The sequence below is a fragment of the Streptococcus sp. 27098_8_82 genome, assembly GCF_041431615.1.
In the GTDB taxonomy this organism is placed as follows: Bacteria; Bacillota; Bacilli; order Lactobacillales; family Streptococcaceae; genus Streptococcus; species Streptococcus sanguinis_K.
Genome location: NZ_JAPVYB010000002.1, coordinates 247,731 through 264,116, shown reverse-complemented (window position 1 = coordinate 264,116; position 16,386 = coordinate 247,731). Strand labels below are relative to the sequence as shown.

General features: G+C 44.2%; 14 protein-coding genes and 1 pseudogene. 13 read left to right on the top strand and 2 right to left on the bottom strand.

Translation table 11 applies throughout. The features are described 5' to 3' along the window. The first annotated feature begins 85 nt into the window (after window positions 1-85). The 11 genes from O3627_RS04620 (at window position 86) to O3627_RS04570 (ending at window position 13,710) form a co-directional block, all read left to right on the top strand. A complete protein-coding gene (locus tag O3627_RS04620) occupies window positions 86-1,300 on the top strand; it encodes a pyridoxal phosphate-dependent aminotransferase (protein ID WP_009659361.1) in 1,215 nt (404 codons plus the stop codon). 321 nt (window positions 1,301-1,621) lie between these two features. Beyond that, complete coding sequence (locus O3627_RS04615) at window positions 1,622-4,207, top strand: SEC10/PgrA surface exclusion domain-containing protein (protein WP_371621299.1); 2,586 nt, start codon at window positions 1,622-1,624, stop codon at window positions 4,205-4,207. A 201-nt stretch (window positions 4,208-4,408) separates the two neighbouring features. Then, the gene (codY, locus tag O3627_RS04610; protein WP_002896308.1) at window positions 4,409-5,197 is read left to right on the top strand and encodes a GTP-sensing pleiotropic transcriptional regulator CodY; all 789 of its coding nucleotides are present in this window, start codon (window positions 4,409-4,411) and stop codon (window positions 5,195-5,197) included. Further along, entirely contained in the window at window positions 5,197-5,754 is a 558-nt protein-coding gene (locus tag O3627_RS04605; protein WP_002902541.1) for a cysteine hydrolase family protein, read from the top strand. The genes codY and O3627_RS04605 overlap by 1 nt, the downstream gene beginning before the upstream one ends. A 311-nt stretch (window positions 5,755-6,065) precedes the next feature. Beyond that, complete coding sequence (gene aspS / locus O3627_RS04600; protein ID WP_371621298.1) at window positions 6,066-7,802, top strand: aspartate--tRNA ligase; 1,737 nt, start codon at window positions 6,066-6,068, stop codon at window positions 7,800-7,802. A gap of 203 nt (window positions 7,803-8,005) precedes the next feature. Next, on the top strand, window positions 8,006-8,308 hold the full coding sequence (gene gatC, locus O3627_RS04595) for an Asp-tRNA(Asn)/Glu-tRNA(Gln) amidotransferase subunit GatC (RefSeq protein WP_002896305.1): 303 nt from the start codon (window positions 8,006-8,008) through the stop codon (window positions 8,306-8,308). Continuing rightward, complete coding sequence (gatA, locus tag O3627_RS04590) at window positions 8,308-9,774, top strand: Asp-tRNA(Asn)/Glu-tRNA(Gln) amidotransferase subunit GatA (RefSeq protein ID WP_125381932.1); 1,467 nt, start codon at window positions 8,308-8,310, stop codon at window positions 9,772-9,774. Before gatC ends, gatA begins: the two co-directional genes overlap by 1 nt. Next, a complete protein-coding gene (gene gatB, locus O3627_RS04585; RefSeq protein ID WP_002907116.1) occupies window positions 9,774-11,207 on the top strand; it encodes an Asp-tRNA(Asn)/Glu-tRNA(Gln) amidotransferase subunit GatB in 1,434 nt (477 codons plus the stop codon). Before gatA ends, gatB begins: the two co-directional genes overlap by 1 nt. Before the next feature lie 78 nt (window positions 11,208-11,285). Then, complete coding sequence (locus O3627_RS04580; RefSeq protein WP_268689858.1) at window positions 11,286-11,942, top strand: hypothetical protein; 657 nt, start codon at window positions 11,286-11,288, stop codon at window positions 11,940-11,942. A gap of 243 nt (window positions 11,943-12,185) precedes the next feature. Next, the gene (locus O3627_RS04575) at window positions 12,186-12,542 is read left to right on the top strand and encodes a hypothetical protein (protein WP_125381930.1); all 357 of its coding nucleotides are present in this window, start codon (window positions 12,186-12,188) and stop codon (window positions 12,540-12,542) included. A 121-nt stretch (window positions 12,543-12,663) separates the two neighbouring features. Further along, a complete protein-coding gene (locus O3627_RS04570; RefSeq protein ID WP_125381929.1) occupies window positions 12,664-13,710 on the top strand; it encodes a 2,3-butanediol dehydrogenase in 1,047 nt (348 codons plus the stop codon). A 104-nt stretch (window positions 13,711-13,814) separates the two neighbouring features. On the opposite strand, the pseudogene O3627_RS04565 reads toward O3627_RS04570, so the two are convergent. Together O3627_RS04565 and O3627_RS04560 are read right to left on the bottom strand one after the other, a co-directional pair. Further along, window positions 13,815-13,919, bottom strand: a pseudogene (locus O3627_RS04565) (transposase); the annotation flags it as partial. Window positions 13,920-13,987: 68 nt separating this feature from the next. Further along, window positions 13,988-14,614, bottom strand: a complete 627-nt coding sequence (locus O3627_RS04560) for a TVP38/TMEM64 family protein (protein WP_002901034.1) — start codon at window positions 14,612-14,614, stop codon at window positions 13,988-13,990. 131 nt (window positions 14,615-14,745) lie between these two features. Between O3627_RS04560 and O3627_RS04555 the strand changes: the two genes are divergently transcribed. Then, complete coding sequence (locus O3627_RS04555) at window positions 14,746-15,273, top strand: YqeG family HAD IIIA-type phosphatase (RefSeq protein WP_032908226.1); 528 nt, start codon at window positions 14,746-14,748, stop codon at window positions 15,271-15,273. Window positions 15,274-15,275: 2 nt separating this feature from the next. Beyond that, window positions 15,276-16,382: a ribosome biogenesis GTPase YqeH gene (yqeH, locus tag O3627_RS04550; protein WP_048772572.1), complete on the top strand. Its 1,107-nt coding sequence runs from the start codon at window positions 15,276-15,278 to the stop codon at window positions 16,380-16,382. Window positions 16,383-16,386 lie beyond the last annotated feature (4 nt).

The window sequence follows — 16,386 nt, the reverse complement described above, 5'->3', positions numbered from 1 at the left end:
TGAAAAGTGAGTTTATTTTATTGTTGTCAATCGCTTTTTCTGGTGGTATAATGATAACATTCTGATGAATAGAGGAAAAATAAGAATGAAAGAATTTGACAAGTCCAGCAAGCTGGAACATGTTGCCTATGATATTCGCGGTCCAGTTTTGGATGAAGCTATGCGCATGCGGGCCAATGGCGAAAAGATTCTCCGCCTCAATACTGGAAATCCGGCTGAATTTGGTTTTACCGCTCCTGATGAGGTCATTCATGATTTGATTATGAATGCGCGTGACAGTGAGGGCTACTCTGACTCCAAGGGGATTTTTTCAGCCCGTAAGGCTATCATGCAGTATTGCCAGCTTAAGAATTTTCCTAATGTAGATATTGATGATATTTATCTGGGAAATGGTGTCAGCGAGCTGATTGTCATGTCCATGCAGGGCTTGCTGGATGATGGGGACGAGGTGCTGGTACCAATGCCAGACTATCCACTCTGGACGGCTGCAGTTAGTCTGGCTGGTGGGAATGCTGTTCATTATGTCTGTGATGAGCAGGCAGAATGGTATCCAGATATTGACGATATCAAGTCAAAAATCACATCTAATACCAAGGCTATCATTATCATCAACCCAAACAATCCAACGGGAGCGCTTTATCCTAAGGAACTGCTGCTGGAAATTGTGGAAATTGCTCGCCAAAATAATCTCATTATCTTTGCGGATGAAATTTATGACCGCATGGTGATGGACGGCAATGTCCATACGTCTGTGGCTAGTCTGGCTCCTGATATCTTCTGTGTCAGTATGAATGGTCTTTCTAAGTCGCACCGAATCGCAGGCTTCCGTGTTGGCTGGATGGTATTATCTGGACCTAAGCACCATGTTAAGGGTTATATCGAAGGGTTAAACATGCTCTCCAACATGCGCCTGTGCTCCAATGTCTTGGCTCAGCAAGTCGTCCAAACCTCGCTTGGTGGTCATCAGTCTGTGGATGAGCTGCTTTTGCCAGGTGGTCGTATCTATGAGCAGCGTAATTTCATCTATCAGGCTATTCAGGACATCCCGGGACTGTCAGCTGTTAAACCTAAAGCTGGTCTCTATATTTTCCCAAAAATTGACCGGAACATGTATCATATTGACGATGATGAGCAGTTTGTGCTCAATTTCCTCAAGCAGGAAAAAGTCCTTCTCGTCCATGGACGAGGCTTTAACTGGAAGGATCCAGATCATTTCCGCATCGTTTATCTGCCTCGAGTAGATGAGCTAGCTCAAATCCAAGAAAAAATGACGCGCTTCTTGCGCCAATATCGCCGTTAATAAGCGGATGCTACAAAAAGGCTGGACAATGTTCCGGCCTTTTTCTTATCAATCTTACATATTTTTTAGTTTTATGGCTGTCTTTGAATTGTAAAAATAAAAAAATTAAGATGCTCTGAAAATTGAATTTGAGGTCGATTGGTAAAAATTATAGGCGGTTTTACCGACATTTTTTAGGAATTTGTCCAACATTTTTTATGTATCTGTCCAAAAATGCTTAAAAAAATGTGTTAGCGTCTTCCTTCCAGAAGACAAACATGGTAGAATGTGTTTGTCAATGTTTTTAACAATGATGAAAAAGTGGAGGAGATTATATTGACAATGAAAAAGACACTTAGTGCTTTTTCTGTCAGTGCAGCGGCATTGTCTTTGGTGCTCGCAGAAGGAGTTCAGGCTGATCAATTAGTTGATAATCAGTCTTATTCTGATGCGCCCGTTAGTCAAAGCCAACCACAGGCAGAAAACACACAAAAGGATGAATCTGTTTCGAAAGAACAGGTAGATGCTGCTCAGGCTCTTGTACAAGAAGCCGACAGCAATGTTGCACAAGGGAAAGCTGATTTGGCTCAAGCTCAGGCAAACACTGCTGCGGCTCAAAGTCAGGTCGAGCAAGCACAAGCTGAAGCTAACCGGGCACAGGAGGCAGCTGATAAAGCTGGTCCGGAAGCTATTGAAACAGCTAGGCAAGAAGAGAGCAATCAAAAAGCTCAAGTTGACAGCAACAAGTCAGAACTGGCTAAAGCTGACCAAGCAACTAAGACGGCTGAAGCTGAGCGTGATGCTCAAGCAGCCAAGACTAAAGAAGCTCAAGAGCAAGCGAAAACTCAAGAAGGACGCCTTGCTAAAGCTCAAAACGACGTGAAGGAAGCTCGGGCCAACCTAAGTGGGGACGCTACAGCTAAAGCAGAAAAAAATGTGAAAGCAGCCCAAGACAAGGTGGCAGCTGACCAGTCTGCTGTTGAAAAAGCGCAAGCAAAAGTAGCTACAGCTCGTCAGACTGACAGTCAGAAGCAAGCTGAGGTTGCAAAAGCTCAGACCAACCAGACTCAGGCTAAGACGGCTCGTGATGCTTCTCAAAAGAACTTGCAGGAAAAAACTGCTGCGACTGAGAAGACACAGTCAGACTTGAACCAAGCTCAACAGGCTTTGCAAAAGGCTCAAGCTGGAAAAATTACTACTGAAGCTTCTAGCAATAAAAACCGTGTGTCTATGACGCCGGAATACATTGCAGCCTTGAGAGAGCTAATCGCACCGAATTTATCAAAGCAAAAAACTAATGAGATTCAAAATAGACTGGCTGCACTTAATGCCAGTGCTAAGGCTCTCAATCGTTATGTAGCAGATCCTACAGATAGTAAAGCTTTGATTGATACCAACAATATTCCACAGAATGTTCGTCAGGAACTTTCACAGTTTGCTTCAGAACTCATCAACCAGCTGCGTGCTCAGATGGGAACAGGCGAAGTAGTTGTAACACCATCTTCAATTGATTTCGCTGATAAGGTGGCAACAGAATATCGCAAAGACAACTGGAACTGGGATTTGATGGAGAAATACCATCACGATGCTAAAGCAATTAACCGCGTAGCGCGTGAATATGGTTTAATGACCACAAGTGCTGAGCAAGAGAGCAAAGGTCTCCAGTATTATGAAAACGCTTATATTTGGAGAGAAAAAGCTGGCCAAATGAGTGTGGCTGAAATGAAGAGACGAATCTATGATTCCGTTGTTGAATTCATGTTTAATGGCTATGAATGGCTACATGCTACCTCTATCTCTGGTCTCAATACTGGTCGCCAGAAAAACTATCTGGGTGTTGATTTCTCAATGGAAAGCGACATCACTATGGCTCATTTCACTATGGTGTCAGAAGATCAGGTCAAATATGCCAGCAAAAAGAATTTCAATGCTAGCCCGATTACAGGCAAAGCTGCAACAGCAAAAGTAGATCCGCAGGAAGTAGCTAAGGCTCAAACTGCCTATGACGCTGCCTTCAAGGCTAATCAACTGGCTCTGGCGTCTAAGGGAGTTGCTCAAACCACTTACAATCGGAAGGCTGCAGCCTTAGAGCAAGCCAATCAGCAACTGGCTCAGGCCCAAGCTCAAGCAGGTGAGTCAGCAACTGCTCAGGCCCAAGCAGCTCTTGCTGCAGCTCAAGAGAAGTTGGCAGCTGATCAAGCGGCTTTAGCAGCAGCACAAGCAGCCCTGCAAAACTCAAACTTGGATGACAAGACCAAAGCAGAGAAATTAACTCAGGCCCAAGAAGCTCTGACTGCTGTTCAAGCGACAGTTGCCGCAGCTCAAGAAGCTCTAAAAACTGAATCAGATAAGTTGGCTCAGCTAGACGCAGCTTTGAATGCAGCAAAAGAAAGAAAGACTAATCTTGAAAAAGCTGTTACAGAAGCTGAAGCAGCTTTGCAAATGGCTAAAGAGTCATTGTCAAATCTTGAAAATGCAGAAGAAAACTTGGAACAAGCTAAAATTAAACTAGCCGCAGCTCAGGCTGCTTACCAAGCAGCTCTTACAGCCCAAACAGATCAAGAAGCAAAAGTAGCAGTTTTAACTGCAGTTCAAGCACAAGCTAAGGCAACATACGACTTGCTAGCTCAAACATATGCTGAGCAAAATAAGGAAGAAGATATTCGTTATTACCAATCTGTTTTGGCTCACACAGAGGAGCGCTTCGCTCGCTCTCCGCTTGCTGGACAAGTAGGAGATCCTCAGCATACAGCTCTTGGAACTACTGGAAATGCTGGAAGTGCTAGCTCTGGAAATCATAAGCAGACAGCTGCTTCAGGTCATGCCTTGCCTAAGACAGGAGAAAACTCTTCTTGGCTTCTTCTAGCAGGCCAAATGCTTCTGCTCATGGCTATGAAATTGTTCTACAAGAAGCGTTCTCTTGATTAGAAAGAACAAAAGTAATCAAAAACAGTCAAATTCTTGACTGTTTTTTGTTTAATATAACTTGACATATCAAGTCATATACCTGAAAAATTCTTTATTTTATAGAATTGTATGTAATTGTTTTTCAATAAAAAATTTTCAGATAATTATTGAAATTTCACTGCTTTTATGTTACAATGAAGCTAATAAATATGAGGTAAAAATATGGCCGATTTACTAGAAAAAACACGAAAAATTACGTCTATTCTGAAACGCTCGGAGGAGCAGATGCAGGAAGATTTGCCCTATAATGCTATTACGCGTCAGTTGGCTGATATTATCCACTGCAATGCCTGTATTATCAATAGCAAGGGCCGTCTTCTAGGCTATTTCATGCGCTATAAGACCAATAATGACCGCGTAGAAGCTTTTTTCCAAGATAAGAATTTCCCAGAGGAGTATGTCCAAGAAGCCAATCTGGTCTATGAAACGGAAGCTAATCTGCCGGTTACGCATGATTTGACGATTTTTCCGGTAGAGACCAAGGATGATTTTCCAGATGGCCTGACTACCATTGCTCCCATTCATGTTTCAGGGATTCGTTTAGGCTCATTGATTATCTGGCGTAATGACAAGGAATTTGCGGACGATGATCTGATTTTGGTTGAGATTGCCAGCACAGTGGTTGGTATCCAGCTGCTTAACTTCCAGCGGGAAGAGGATGAGAAAAATATCCGCCGCCGGACAGCTGTGACCATGGCGGTCAATACCCTGTCTTACTCAGAACTGAGAGCTGTTTCAGCTATTCTAGGTGAGCTTAATGGCAATGAAGGCCAGCTGACTGCATCTGTCATTGCTGATCGCATTGGGATTACCCGCTCAGTGATTGTTAATGCCTTGCGCAAGCTGGAAAGTGCTGGGATTATTGAAAGCCGCTCACTGGGAATGAAGGGAACTTATCTGAAAGTTCTGATTCCGGATGTCTTTGATGAAATTAAAAAGAGGGACTATTAATGGCTAAAGCACTGATTTCCATTGATTATACAGTTGATTTTGTCGCAGATGAGGGCAAGTTGACAGCAGGAGCGCCAGCTCAGGCAATTTCTGAAGCCATTGCTCAAGTGACTGAGGCAGCTTTTGACCGAGGAGATTATATCTTCTTTGCCATTGATGCCCATGATGAGAATGATGCCTTTCATCCTGAGAGCAAGCTGTTTCCGCCTCATAACATCATAGGAACTAGCGGTCGCAATCTTTATGGCCCTTTGGCTGATTTTTATGACAAGCATCAAGCAGACTCTCGGGTCTTTTGGATGGATAAGCGCCATTATTCTGCTTTTTCTGGTACGGATTTAGATATCCGCCTGCGGGAAAGAAAGGTAGATACGGTTATTTTGACAGGGGTCTTGACGGATATTTGCGTCTTGCATACAGCGATTGATGCCTATAATCTTGGTTATCAGATTCAGGTGGTAGAGCCAGCTGTAGCTTCTCTGTCAGAGGAAAATCACAAATTTGCCTTAAACCACTTGCAAAATGTCCTGGGTTCGACTATAATAGATACAATTTAAGAGTAAAAGAGAAGCAGAGTAGGCTTGCTGACTTGCACAGAGAGTGCTGATAGCTGAGAGCAGCACCAAGAAAGCAAAAACCGAAGAACATGTTTCGTAATCTTTTGTGTGATTAAGCACAAACGTCGCTCACGTTACGAGCTCAGAGGCTGCCTTTTAGGGCGGCGAATAACAGTGGTACCACGGCTTTCGTCTGTTTTAGAGACGAAAGCTTTTTATTTTGCAGTAGGTCAAGTGAAGATGATAGGAGAATGCTTCAAATATCCTGAACAACAGGGTGGAGCTACAAATTGATTTGAGAGGGAAAGAACATGAAAGAAATTTTTATCGGAAACTATGGTTTAGAGCAAGTCGGACAGACCATGACCGCGACTGGCTGGGTAGCCAATATCCGCAATCACGGCAAACTAGCCTTTATTGAGTTGCGGGACCGCGAGGGCTTGCTTCAGGTCTTCGTTGGCGGTGAGATTGAAGATTTTGCTAAGCTTGAAGACATTAGCAAAGAGGATGTCATTGCAGTGACGGGGCAAGTCGTTCAGCGGGAAGAGCGTTTTGTCAATAAGTCCATCAAGTCTGGTCAGGTTGAGCTGAGAGCTGAAAAGATTGAGGTTATTGCTAGCAGCAAGGCTCTGCCTTTTGAGCTGGACCAACATGCTCATACAGGGGAAGACCTGCGTCAGAAATACCGCTACCTGGACTTGCGCCGTGAGAAGATGACACATAACCTCAAACTTCGTCACCAGGTCACCTCAACCATTCGGGAATATTTGAACGGTTTGGACTTTTTGGAAGTGGAGACGCCTTATCTGACCAAGTCAACACCAGAAGGGGCTAGAGACTTTTTAGTTCCTAGTCAGGTCTTTAAAAACCAATTCTACGCGCTGCCTCAGAGCCCGCAGATGCTTAAGCAGTTATTGATGGGCGCTGGCCTTGAACGCTATTATCAGATTGTTCGTTGTTTCCGTGACGAAGACCTGCGGGGCGATCGTCAGCCAGAATTTACCCAGGTGGACTTGGAGTTGAGTTTTGCAAGCGAAGAAGAAATCCGAGCTCTGGTTGAAGCCATGCTCAAGGCTGTTGTCAAGAAAACTCATGGTTTAGAGTTGACAGAAGCTTTTCCGACTATCAGTTATGAAGAGGCTATGAGCCGCTTTGGTTCTGATAAGCCAGATACACGCTTTGGTCTGGAGCTAAAGAGTTTGACGGATTTGTGTCAGTCCAATGACTCGCTGCTCATCAAGAAAGCCTTGGATAATCAAGAAGAGGTGATGGGGATCTGTGTGCCAGATGCGGCTAGTGCTTTTAGCAAGAAACAACTGAGTCATTACTATCAGGAAATGAAGGAATTTGGCTGCAGTCGTTTCGCCAGTCTAAAGGTTGAAAATGGCCAGTTAGTTGGAGATTTGGCTAGCACCTTTGAGGCTGAGAGTCAGGATTTACTAGCACGTTTTGAGGCCAAGGATGGAGATTTGATTCTGCTAGTCATGGCTAAGAAGCGTCGGGCTCAGGAAGCTTTGGGACATCTGCGCATAGAAATCGCAAAAGCTTTAGACTTGATTGATCCGAGTCTGCTTCATTTTCTTTGGGTTGTGGATTGGCCGCTGCTGGAGTGGAATGAAGACCAAAACCGCTATCAAGCCATGCACCATCCTTTCACCCAGGGAATCTTTGAAGAAGGCCAAGATCCAGCTCAATTCCGCAGCCAGGCTTACGACATCGTCTTAAACGGCTATGAAATTGGCGGTGGGAGTCTGCGGATTCATGACAGGAAGGCTCAGGAGGCTATGTTTGAGCTATTGGGCATGAGCCGAGAAGACTATGAACGGGACTTTGGTTTCTTCCTAGAAGCTTTGGAGTACGGCTTCCCACCACACGGCGGTTTGGCTCTAGGCTTGGATCGCTTGGTTATGATTTTGGCTGGGGAAGAAAATATCCGCCAAGTCATTGCTTTTCCGAAAAATGGTACTGGCTTTGATCCTATGCTGGAAAGCCCGAGTTTGGTTGACCAAAGACAGCTCAAAGAACTGCATTTGGAATTGAAGAATTAGCCTGAAATATGGTAAAATGAAATGATGCGAATTCCTGAAGAATGGCAGGAAGAAGCTGAAGAAAAGAGCTAGCGGATGGCAAATAAATGAGCGTCCCTAGCTTGTCAAAGTAAAGGTGAGCTGAAGCTTGGAAATAAAGATATCATCTAGAAATTGTTATTTTCAGTCGCTAAAGCTCACATATCTTATGAAAGGAATCAGAGATGAAGATTACTCAAGAAGAAGTAAGTCACGTTGCTAAGCTGTCAAAACTGGCTTTCTCACCAGAAGAAACGGCTGAGTTTGCGACGACCTTAACCAAGATTGTCGACATGGTCGAATTACTCAATGAAGTGGACACAGAGGGTGTGCCTTTCACTTCCAATGTAGCTGCCAATATCAACTATATGCGAGAAGATGTGGCTCAGCCAGGCTGGAACCGGGAAGAGCTTTTCCAAAATGTACCTGAAAAAGAGCGGGGCTACATCAAAGTGCCTGCCATCCTAGATGACGGAGGAGATGCCTAATGACTTTTAATCACAAGACCATTGAAGAACTGCATGACTTGCTGGTCAAGAAAGAAATTTCTGCGGTAGAGTTAACTCAGGCGACTTTGGCAGACATCAAAGAACGTGAAGCAGCTGTGGACAGCTTCATTACTGTCAGCGAAGAGGAGGCTTTGGCTCAGGCTGCGGCTCTAGATGCTAAGGGCATTGATGCTGACAATCTTATGAGCGGCATTCCACTGGCAGTTAAGGACAATATCTCAACCAAGGGAATGTTGACGACGGCTGCTTCTAAGATACTCTACAATTACAAGCCGATTTTCGATGCGACTAGCGTAGAGAAGCTTTACGGTAAGGACATGATTATCGTTGGTAAGACCAACATGGACGAGTTCGCCATGGGGGGCTCCAGCGAAAACTCTTACTTTAAGACGACTAAGAATGCTTGGGACAGTAGCAAGGTTCCTGGTGGATCATCTGGTGGTTCAGCAACAGCTGTTGCCTCTGGTCAGGTCCGTCTGTCACTGGGTTCAGATACGGGTGGTTCTATTCGTCAGCCGGCTTCCTTTAACGGTGTAGTTGGTCTCAAGCCAACCTACGGCCGGGTTTCGCGTTTTGGTCTCATTGCTTTTGGTTCTTCTTTAGACCAGATTGGGCCTTTCTCTCAGACAGTTAAGGAAAATGCTCAACTTCTGAATGTTATTTCTGGTAATGATCCTAAGGATTCGACATCATCACAAGAGGAAGTGCCAGACTTTACCAGCAAGATTGGCCAAGACATCAAGGGTATGAAGATTGCCCTGCCTAAGGAATACATGGGTGAGGGAATTGACAGCAAGGTCAAGGAAACGATTCTGGCAGCAGCGAAGCACTTGGAAAGTCTAGGAGCTATCGTTGAAGAAGTTAGCCTGCCTCACAGCAAGTACGGCGTGGCTGTTTACTATATCATTGCTTCCTCTGAAGCCAGCTCTAACCTGCAGCGTTTTGATGGTATTCGCTATGGCTACCGCGCAGAAGGCATTGAAAATCTAGAAGATGTCTATGTCAAATCTCGCAGTGAAGGCTTTGGTGAAGAGGTGAAACGCCGCATCATGCTGGGAACTTTCAGTTTGTCATCTGGTTACTACGATGCCTACTTCAAAAAAGCTGGTCAGGTTCGGACCTTGATTATGCAGGATTTTGCCAAGGTATTTGAAAAATATGATTTGATTTTAGGCCCAACTGCACCAACGGTTGCTTATGACTTGGGCAGTCAAAACCAGGATCCAGTGGCCATGTATCTGGCTGACCTTTTGACCATTCCAGTTAATCTGGCTGGCCTACCGGGCATTTCAATCCCGGCTGGCTTTGCAGATGGTCTTCCAGTTGGCTTGCAGTTGATTGGGAACCACTTCGATGAAGCGACTATCTATCAAGCAGCCGCAGCATTTGAAGCGACGACTGACTACCACAAACAGCAGCCAGTTATCTTTGGAGGTGAAAAATAATGAACTTTGAAACAGTTATCGGACTGGAAGTCCATGTTGAATTGAAGACCAATTCAAAAATTTTCTCACCGGCTCCAGCTCACTTCGGTGAAGATCCAAATGCCAACACTAATATCATTGACTGGTCCTTCCCGGGTGTTCTGCCTGTTATGAACAAGGGTGTTATCGACTATGGTATCAAGGCTGCTCTGGCTTTGAACATGGATATTCACCAGAAGATGCACTTTGACCGCAAGAATTACTTCTATCCGGACAATCCCAAAGCCTATCAAATTTCTCAGTTTGATGAGCCGATTGGCTACAATGGCTGGATTGAGATTGAGCTAGAAGATGGCACGACCAAGAAAATCCGTATCGAGCGGGCCCACTTGGAAGAAGATGCCGGAAAGAATACCCATGGCAGCGATGGTTACTCTTATGTGGACCTCAACCGTCAAGGGGTGCCGCTGATTGAGATTGTATCGGAAGCAGATATGCGCAGTCCAGAAGAAGCTTATGCCTATCTGACTGCCCTCAAGGAAATCATCCAGTACACGGGTATTTCGGATGTCAAGATGGAAGAGGGCTCCATGCGGGTGGACGCCAATATTTCTATCCGTCCTTACGGACAGGAAGAGTTTGGTACTAAGACTGAGCTGAAAAACCTTAACTCCTTCAACTTTGTCCGTAAGGGTCTGGCATTTGAGGAAAAACGCCAGGCTGAAATCCTGCGCAGTGGTGGTCAAATCCGTCAGGAAACCCGTCGTTATGACGAAGCAACTGGCGAAACTCTGCTCATGCGGGTTAAGGAAGGTTCAGCGGACTACCGTTACTTCCCAGAGCCTGATCTGCCAATCTTTGAGATTGAGGATGCTTGGATTGAGCAAGTACGCAGTAGTCTGCCTGCCTTTCCAAAAGAGCGCCGGGCTAAGTATGTGGGCGACTACGGTCTGTCTGACTACGATGCCAAGCAGCTGACCGCGACCAAGGCTGTGTCAGACTTCTTTGAAGCAGCTGTTGCGGCAGGCGCTGACGCCAAGGCTGTCTCTAACTGGCTCCAAGGAGAAGTGGCTCAATACCTCAATGCCGAAGGCAAGACTATCTCTGATATTGAGCTGACACCTGAGAACCTGACTGAGATGATTGCTCTGATTGCAGACGGAACGATTTCCTCTAAGATTGCTAAGAAGGTCTTTGTTCATCTGGCCAAAAATGGCGGTTCTGCTAAAGAATATGTACAGAAAGCAGGCCTGATTCAAATCTCAGACCCTGCCCAGCTTCTTCCAATCATCCAAGAAGTATTTGCCAACAATGAAAAAGCCATCAATGACTATAAGGGCGGCAATAAGAATGCGGCCAAGTCCTTGATTGGTCAGCTCATGAAGGCTACTAAGGGTCAAGCCAACCCACAAGTAGCACAAAAACTGCTCAATGAAGAGTTGGAGAAATTATAGAAATCAGTAGAAAACCAGCCTTGAGGCTGGTTTTTGTTGTGGATAATAAAATATGTAAAAAGCATAGGAGCTATAGATATGAAACGACCCTCAAAAATAATTATTCTCCTACTAGGTGGATTATTAATAATGATAGGATTGAGTGCCTGCAGAGAGAAAATACCAGAAAATCGCACAAAAGAACAGTACGAGTTGGAGAAAGAGTTTCAGCCACTTTTTGACTTTTTAGCAGAAGAAGAAAAAGATTTGTCAAATGTGAAATTATATAGCAGTAAAATTTTTATGATGGATGAAAATGCTAATAGTAAGATATCAAGCAGTGTTTATTTAAAACCTGATAATACAGGAGAATATGCAATTGAGCAAGGGGGACAAACTACGGAGTTTCTTGTTCATTATAATAACAGAAAATTACAATATAATAAGGAGGTTCCTCAAGAGTATGATTTAGAAGTTTTTAATCTGAAATTAGAGCCTAAATTTTTCCAAGAATTATCTATTTTTGATTACATGACTAAATATTCTGGTACAGGTATGAAACGGATTGATTATAATATTGTAGATGCAAGTAAATATTTTAATAATTTAAAAGAAAAGTATGGATTAAAAAAAGATTGCTCAACCTCTGTTGATGTGATAATTAATAGCGAGGGTCATTTTGAGCTTATACTAGAATTCTCTGACGAAGAACGATTACTTGTAATTACGAATTCAATTGTGATAGATATGGAGTGATTAGTGAATAAAAAAGTAATTATAGACGGGTGTGAGAATGTTTCAGCAAATATTCCTTATTATGTTTATATATTTGAAAATAGTAAAAGTCATATATCAAGCAGTCAAATTAAGAGATAAGGAATAAAGGCGACCATATGTTTCTTATGTTATAGACAACTAATAGCCTAGTTTTTTAATATAACAGCCTTTTATTTAGCCATTAGTTATGTTAAAATAATTAAAAAAACAAAGGAGTCTTTTATGTCGGAAATCAAAGTGAAACGTGGGACAGGTTTTGTTGGAATTATTGGAAAGTTTCCAATCTTTATTAATGGTCAGAAAGTTGGCGCAATCAAAAACGGAGAAGAGGTTGTTTTTCCAATCGCAGCCAATGAAGCAGAAGTCCGTGCGGGATCTGCTCCTATGAAAACCGATCCAGTGACAGTTAAAGCAGGACAAACCTTGCTGATTGAAACTAATTTTACTAATTTTTCCGTTTATTTGGTAACTTTAGTGGTTGCGCTTCTATTTGGCGGATGGCTCCGTGTGATTCTCCTGATTCTTTGTATTAGCTTCCTGTTCCTTCTGCCTTTTTACACGGCTAGAATTGCAGAATAAGTCTAAGACCAGCTGATGCTGGTTTTTTGTATGCTATTTTTTGAAAATGTAGTTAATCTTTTGACAAGATTTCTGAAAGGGTTTACAATAAAGCTAACAAATTATAAAGTGAGGTATGTTTATGGCAAAAATGAATGCTGCGCGTTGGTATGGAGCTAAAGATGTTCGTATTGAAGAAGTGGATGTACCGGAAGTCAAACCTCATCAGGTTAAGATTGAGGTCAAGTTCACAGGAATCTGTGGAACTGACTTGCATGAATATCTGGACGGACCGATTTTTATTCCGACAGAAACAGAGCATGTCTACTCTGGCCAGAAAGCGCCTGTAACTTTAGGACATGAGTTTGCTGGGGAAATTGTTGAGGTCGGCAGTGCTGTGACACGAGTCAAGGTTGGCGATCGGGTGACAGTTGAGCCCATTTTGGCTAAGCATAATCTTGTCGGTGATTATAATCTGGACCCCAATCTAAACTTTGTCGGTTTGGCGGCAGACGGTGGTTTTGCCAAATACTGTGTTTTGGACGGAGACATTGTTCACAAAGTTCCAGACAGTCTTAGCTATGAGCAGGCGGCCTTGACAGAACCAGCTGCTGTGGCTGTTTACGCGGTCCGTCAGTCAGCTCTTAAGACGGGCGATACTGCGGTGGTCTTCGGTTTGGGGCCAATCGGGCTCTTGATAGTTGAGGCTTTGCGGGCAGCCGGTGCCTCTAAGATTTATGGTGTTGAGTTATCTCCAGAGCGCCAAGCCAAGGCTGAGGAGCTTGGGGCCATCATTGTGCGACCAGAAGAAGGCGAAGACGTGGTAGCTGCTATTCAGCGTTTAACTGGTGGCGGGGCAGATGTGTCTTATGAAGTGACTGGGGTGCCGGTTGTGCTGGGACATGCTTTGGCTGCTGTCCACAAGGCTGGAGAATGTATGGTAGTTTCTATCTGGGAACGAGAAGCTAACATTAATCCAAATGAATTTGCCATTCAAGAGAAATCGCTTAAGGGCATTATCGCTTACCGGCATATTTTCCCTAAGGTGCTGGAGCTGATGGAGCAGGGCTATTTCTCTGCTGACAAGCTTGTGACCAAGAAGATTAAGCTAGAGGATATTGTGCAAGAAGGCTTTATCGAGCTGACTCAGGACAAGGCGCAGATCAAGATTTTGGTATCGCCAGAATAAAATCTTTGCTTAATCATGAGACGAAAATCAGTCAAAACTGGCTGATTTTTCTTTATGGTTTGTGCTGTAATAAGTAAAGTTTTAGAAAGAGGTTGGGATGTCAAAAGTTTTGAAAGGTTCATTCCATATTTTTCTGAAAGTCGCTTTAAGCTGATTCCTTGTTTTCTTAGTTCATAGATTCGAACTTTATCCTCATAAGTTAGTTTCATTTAAAAAACCCCCAAAAGTTAGATTTTTTCTGTCTAACTTTTGGGGTGTGGTGCAATTCAACTTCTTTTTATTTGGAGACCATTTTCCAGAAAAAATCAATGATATAAGTCAGTCCGTAGGTATAGATGACGAGGGTGATGGGCTTGCAGAGAAGGATAATCAGCATGTACTTTTTGAAAGTCATCTTGGTCAGGGCGGCCAGCATACAGAGAAAGTCGGCTGGACTGATGGGCCAAATCATCATGAAAATAAAGAAGCGCTCAAAGCGATTGCCCTTATCCAGCCAGCCGATATATTTATCATAGGTGCGCTTGCTGACGACAGACTGGACAAAAGCCGGACCGTAGGTGCGCGCCAGGTGAAATATAATGGCGCAACCAATGACAATGCCGATATAGTTATAAATGGTGCCGACGATATGGCCGTAGATGAAAACGCCAGCGACAGAGGTCAGGGCGCCAGGGATAATGGGCACGACCGTCTGCAGAATCTGCAGAAAGATAAAGAGGGGTGGTCCCCAGATGCCTGCCTGCTGGATAAAGGCTGAGAGAGTTTCCTTGGACTGGAGGATGCCAGCGAAATAGGCCCAGATGCAAAAAGCCACCGTTCCTAAAGCTCCAATGGCGGACGACCAGTTGATAATCTTTTGCAAAAGAGGAGAAACAGCCTGCATCTGCCTGTTTTTTTCTGCCATACAAACCTCCAGAACATTTATACTATCACTACTATATCATCTTTTGCCCTTTTTGTAATCTTTGAGGCTGTAAGTGCCAAAAAGCCCATTTTATGCTATAATAATGAGAATACGAATTTTTGGAGAGAGATGTGGCGATTGAAGATTATATGCCGGACTTTGCGGTCGAGGCAGTTTATGATTTGACAGTAGAGAGTTTGAAAAAACAGGGGATCAAAGCGGTTTTGGTGGATTTGGATAACACCCTGATTGCTTGGAATAATCCTGACGGGACCCCAGAGATGAAGAAGTGGCTCCATGATTTGCGGGACGCGGGTATTCGGATTATCGTAGTGTCCAATAATAACCAAAAACGGGTCAAGCGGGCTGTTGAAAAGTTTGACATTGACTATGTCTACTGGGCGATGAAACCCTTCACTTGGGGAATTGACCGGGCGCTCAAGCTTTTTCATTTTGAAAAAAATGAAGTGGTGATGGTGGGCGACCAGCTCATGACGGATATTCGAGCTGCTCATCGGGCCGGAATTCGTTCGATTTTGGTTAAACCACTGGTCGAGCACGACTCTATCAAGACCCAGATCAATCGGGCGCGTGAACGCCGCGTGCTCAAGAAAATTACTGAAAAATACGGTCCAATTCAATACAAAAAAGGAATTTAAGCATGGAAGAACTTCTCTGTATCGGCTGCGGAGCCACTATTCAGACAGAAGATAAGGGCAAGCTGGGCTACACGCCTCAGTCAGCTCTAGAAAAAGGCTTGGAGACAGGTGAACTCTATTGTCAGCGCTGTTTCCGCCTGCGCCATTATAATGAAATCAGCGATGTCCAGCTGACGGATGATGACTTTCTGCGGCTTCTGCATGAGGTTGGAGATAGCGACGCTTTGGTCGTCAATGTTGTCGATATTTTTGACTTTAATGGATCGGTCATTCCTGGCCTGCCTCGCTTTGTCGCTGGAAACGATGTTCTCTTGGTTGGGAATAAAAAGGACATTCTGCCTAAGTCGGTCAAGGATAGCAAGGTGACCCAATGGCTGACGGAGCGGGCTCACGAAGAAGGCCTGCGTCCAGTCGATGTGGTATTGACTTCTGCTCAGAACAAGCAGGCCATCAAGGATTTGATTGACAAGATTGAGTATTGCCGCAAGGGACGTGACGTTTATGTGGTCGGCGTGACTAATGTAGGCAAGTCCACTTTGATTAACGCCATTATTCAGGAAATCACGGGCGATAAGGATATTATTACGACTTCGCGCTTCCCAGGCACAACTCTGGATAAAATTGAGATTCCTTTGGCAGATGGCAGTCATATCTATGATACACCAGGCATTATTCATCGTCACCAGATGGCTCACTATCTTTCTGCTAAGAATCTCAAATACATCAGTCCCAAAAAGGAAATCAAGCCCAAAACCTACCAGCTTAATCCAAATCAAACCCTCTTTTTGGGTGGCCTAGGCCGTTTCGATTTTGTGGCAGGCGACAAGCAGGGCTTCACAGCATATTTTGACAATGAGCTCAAGCTCCACCGGACCAAGTTAGAAGGTGCTAGTGATTTTTATGACAAGCATGTCGGCAGTCTCTTAGTACCTCCCGTTGGCAAGGAAAGGGAAGAATTTCCAGCCTTGGTCAAGCATGAATTTACCATCAAGGACAAGACAGATATCGTCTTCTCTGGTCTGGGCTGGATTCGAGTCAGTGGTCCTGCCCGAGTAGCTGGCTGGGCGCCAAAGGGTGTGGCGGTTGTCACTCGGAAAGCCATTATTTAATACT

What these genes read in the sequence shown, in the direction of transcription:
- O3627_RS04570 (WP_125381929.1), top strand. Translation starts at nt 12,664, where the DNA reads ATGGCAAAAATGAATGCTGCGCGTTGGTATGGAGCTAAAGATGTTCGT.
- aspS (WP_371621298.1), top strand. Translation starts at nt 6,066, where the DNA reads ATGAAAGAAATTTTTATCGGAAACTATGGTTTAGAGCAAGTCGGACAG.
- gatB (WP_002907116.1), top strand. Translation starts at nt 9,774, where the DNA reads ATGAACTTTGAAACAGTTATCGGACTGGAAGTCCATGTTGAATTGAAG.
- O3627_RS04615 (WP_371621299.1), top strand. Translation starts at nt 1,622, where the DNA reads ATGAAAAAGACACTTAGTGCTTTTTCTGTCAGTGCAGCGGCATTGTCT.
- codY (WP_002896308.1), top strand. Translation starts at nt 4,409, where the DNA reads ATGGCCGATTTACTAGAAAAAACACGAAAAATTACGTCTATTCTGAAA.
- gatC (WP_002896305.1), top strand. Translation starts at nt 8,006, where the DNA reads ATGAAGATTACTCAAGAAGAAGTAAGTCACGTTGCTAAGCTGTCAAAA.
- O3627_RS04575 (WP_125381930.1), top strand. Translation starts at nt 12,186, where the DNA reads ATGTCGGAAATCAAAGTGAAACGTGGGACAGGTTTTGTTGGAATTATT.
- yqeH (WP_048772572.1), top strand. Translation starts at nt 15,276, where the DNA reads ATGGAAGAACTTCTCTGTATCGGCTGCGGAGCCACTATTCAGACAGAA.
- O3627_RS04605 (WP_002902541.1), top strand. Translation starts at nt 5,197, where the DNA reads ATGGCTAAAGCACTGATTTCCATTGATTATACAGTTGATTTTGTCGCA.
- gatA (WP_125381932.1), top strand. Translation starts at nt 8,308, where the DNA reads ATGACTTTTAATCACAAGACCATTGAAGAACTGCATGACTTGCTGGTC.
- O3627_RS04620 (WP_009659361.1), top strand. Translation starts at nt 86, where the DNA reads ATGAAAGAATTTGACAAGTCCAGCAAGCTGGAACATGTTGCCTATGAT.
- O3627_RS04560 (WP_002901034.1), bottom strand. Translation starts at nt 14,614, where the DNA reads ATGGCAGAAAAAAACAGGCAGATGCAGGCTGTTTCTCCTCTTTTGCAA.
- O3627_RS04580 (WP_268689858.1), top strand. Translation starts at nt 11,286, where the DNA reads ATGAAACGACCCTCAAAAATAATTATTCTCCTACTAGGTGGATTATTA.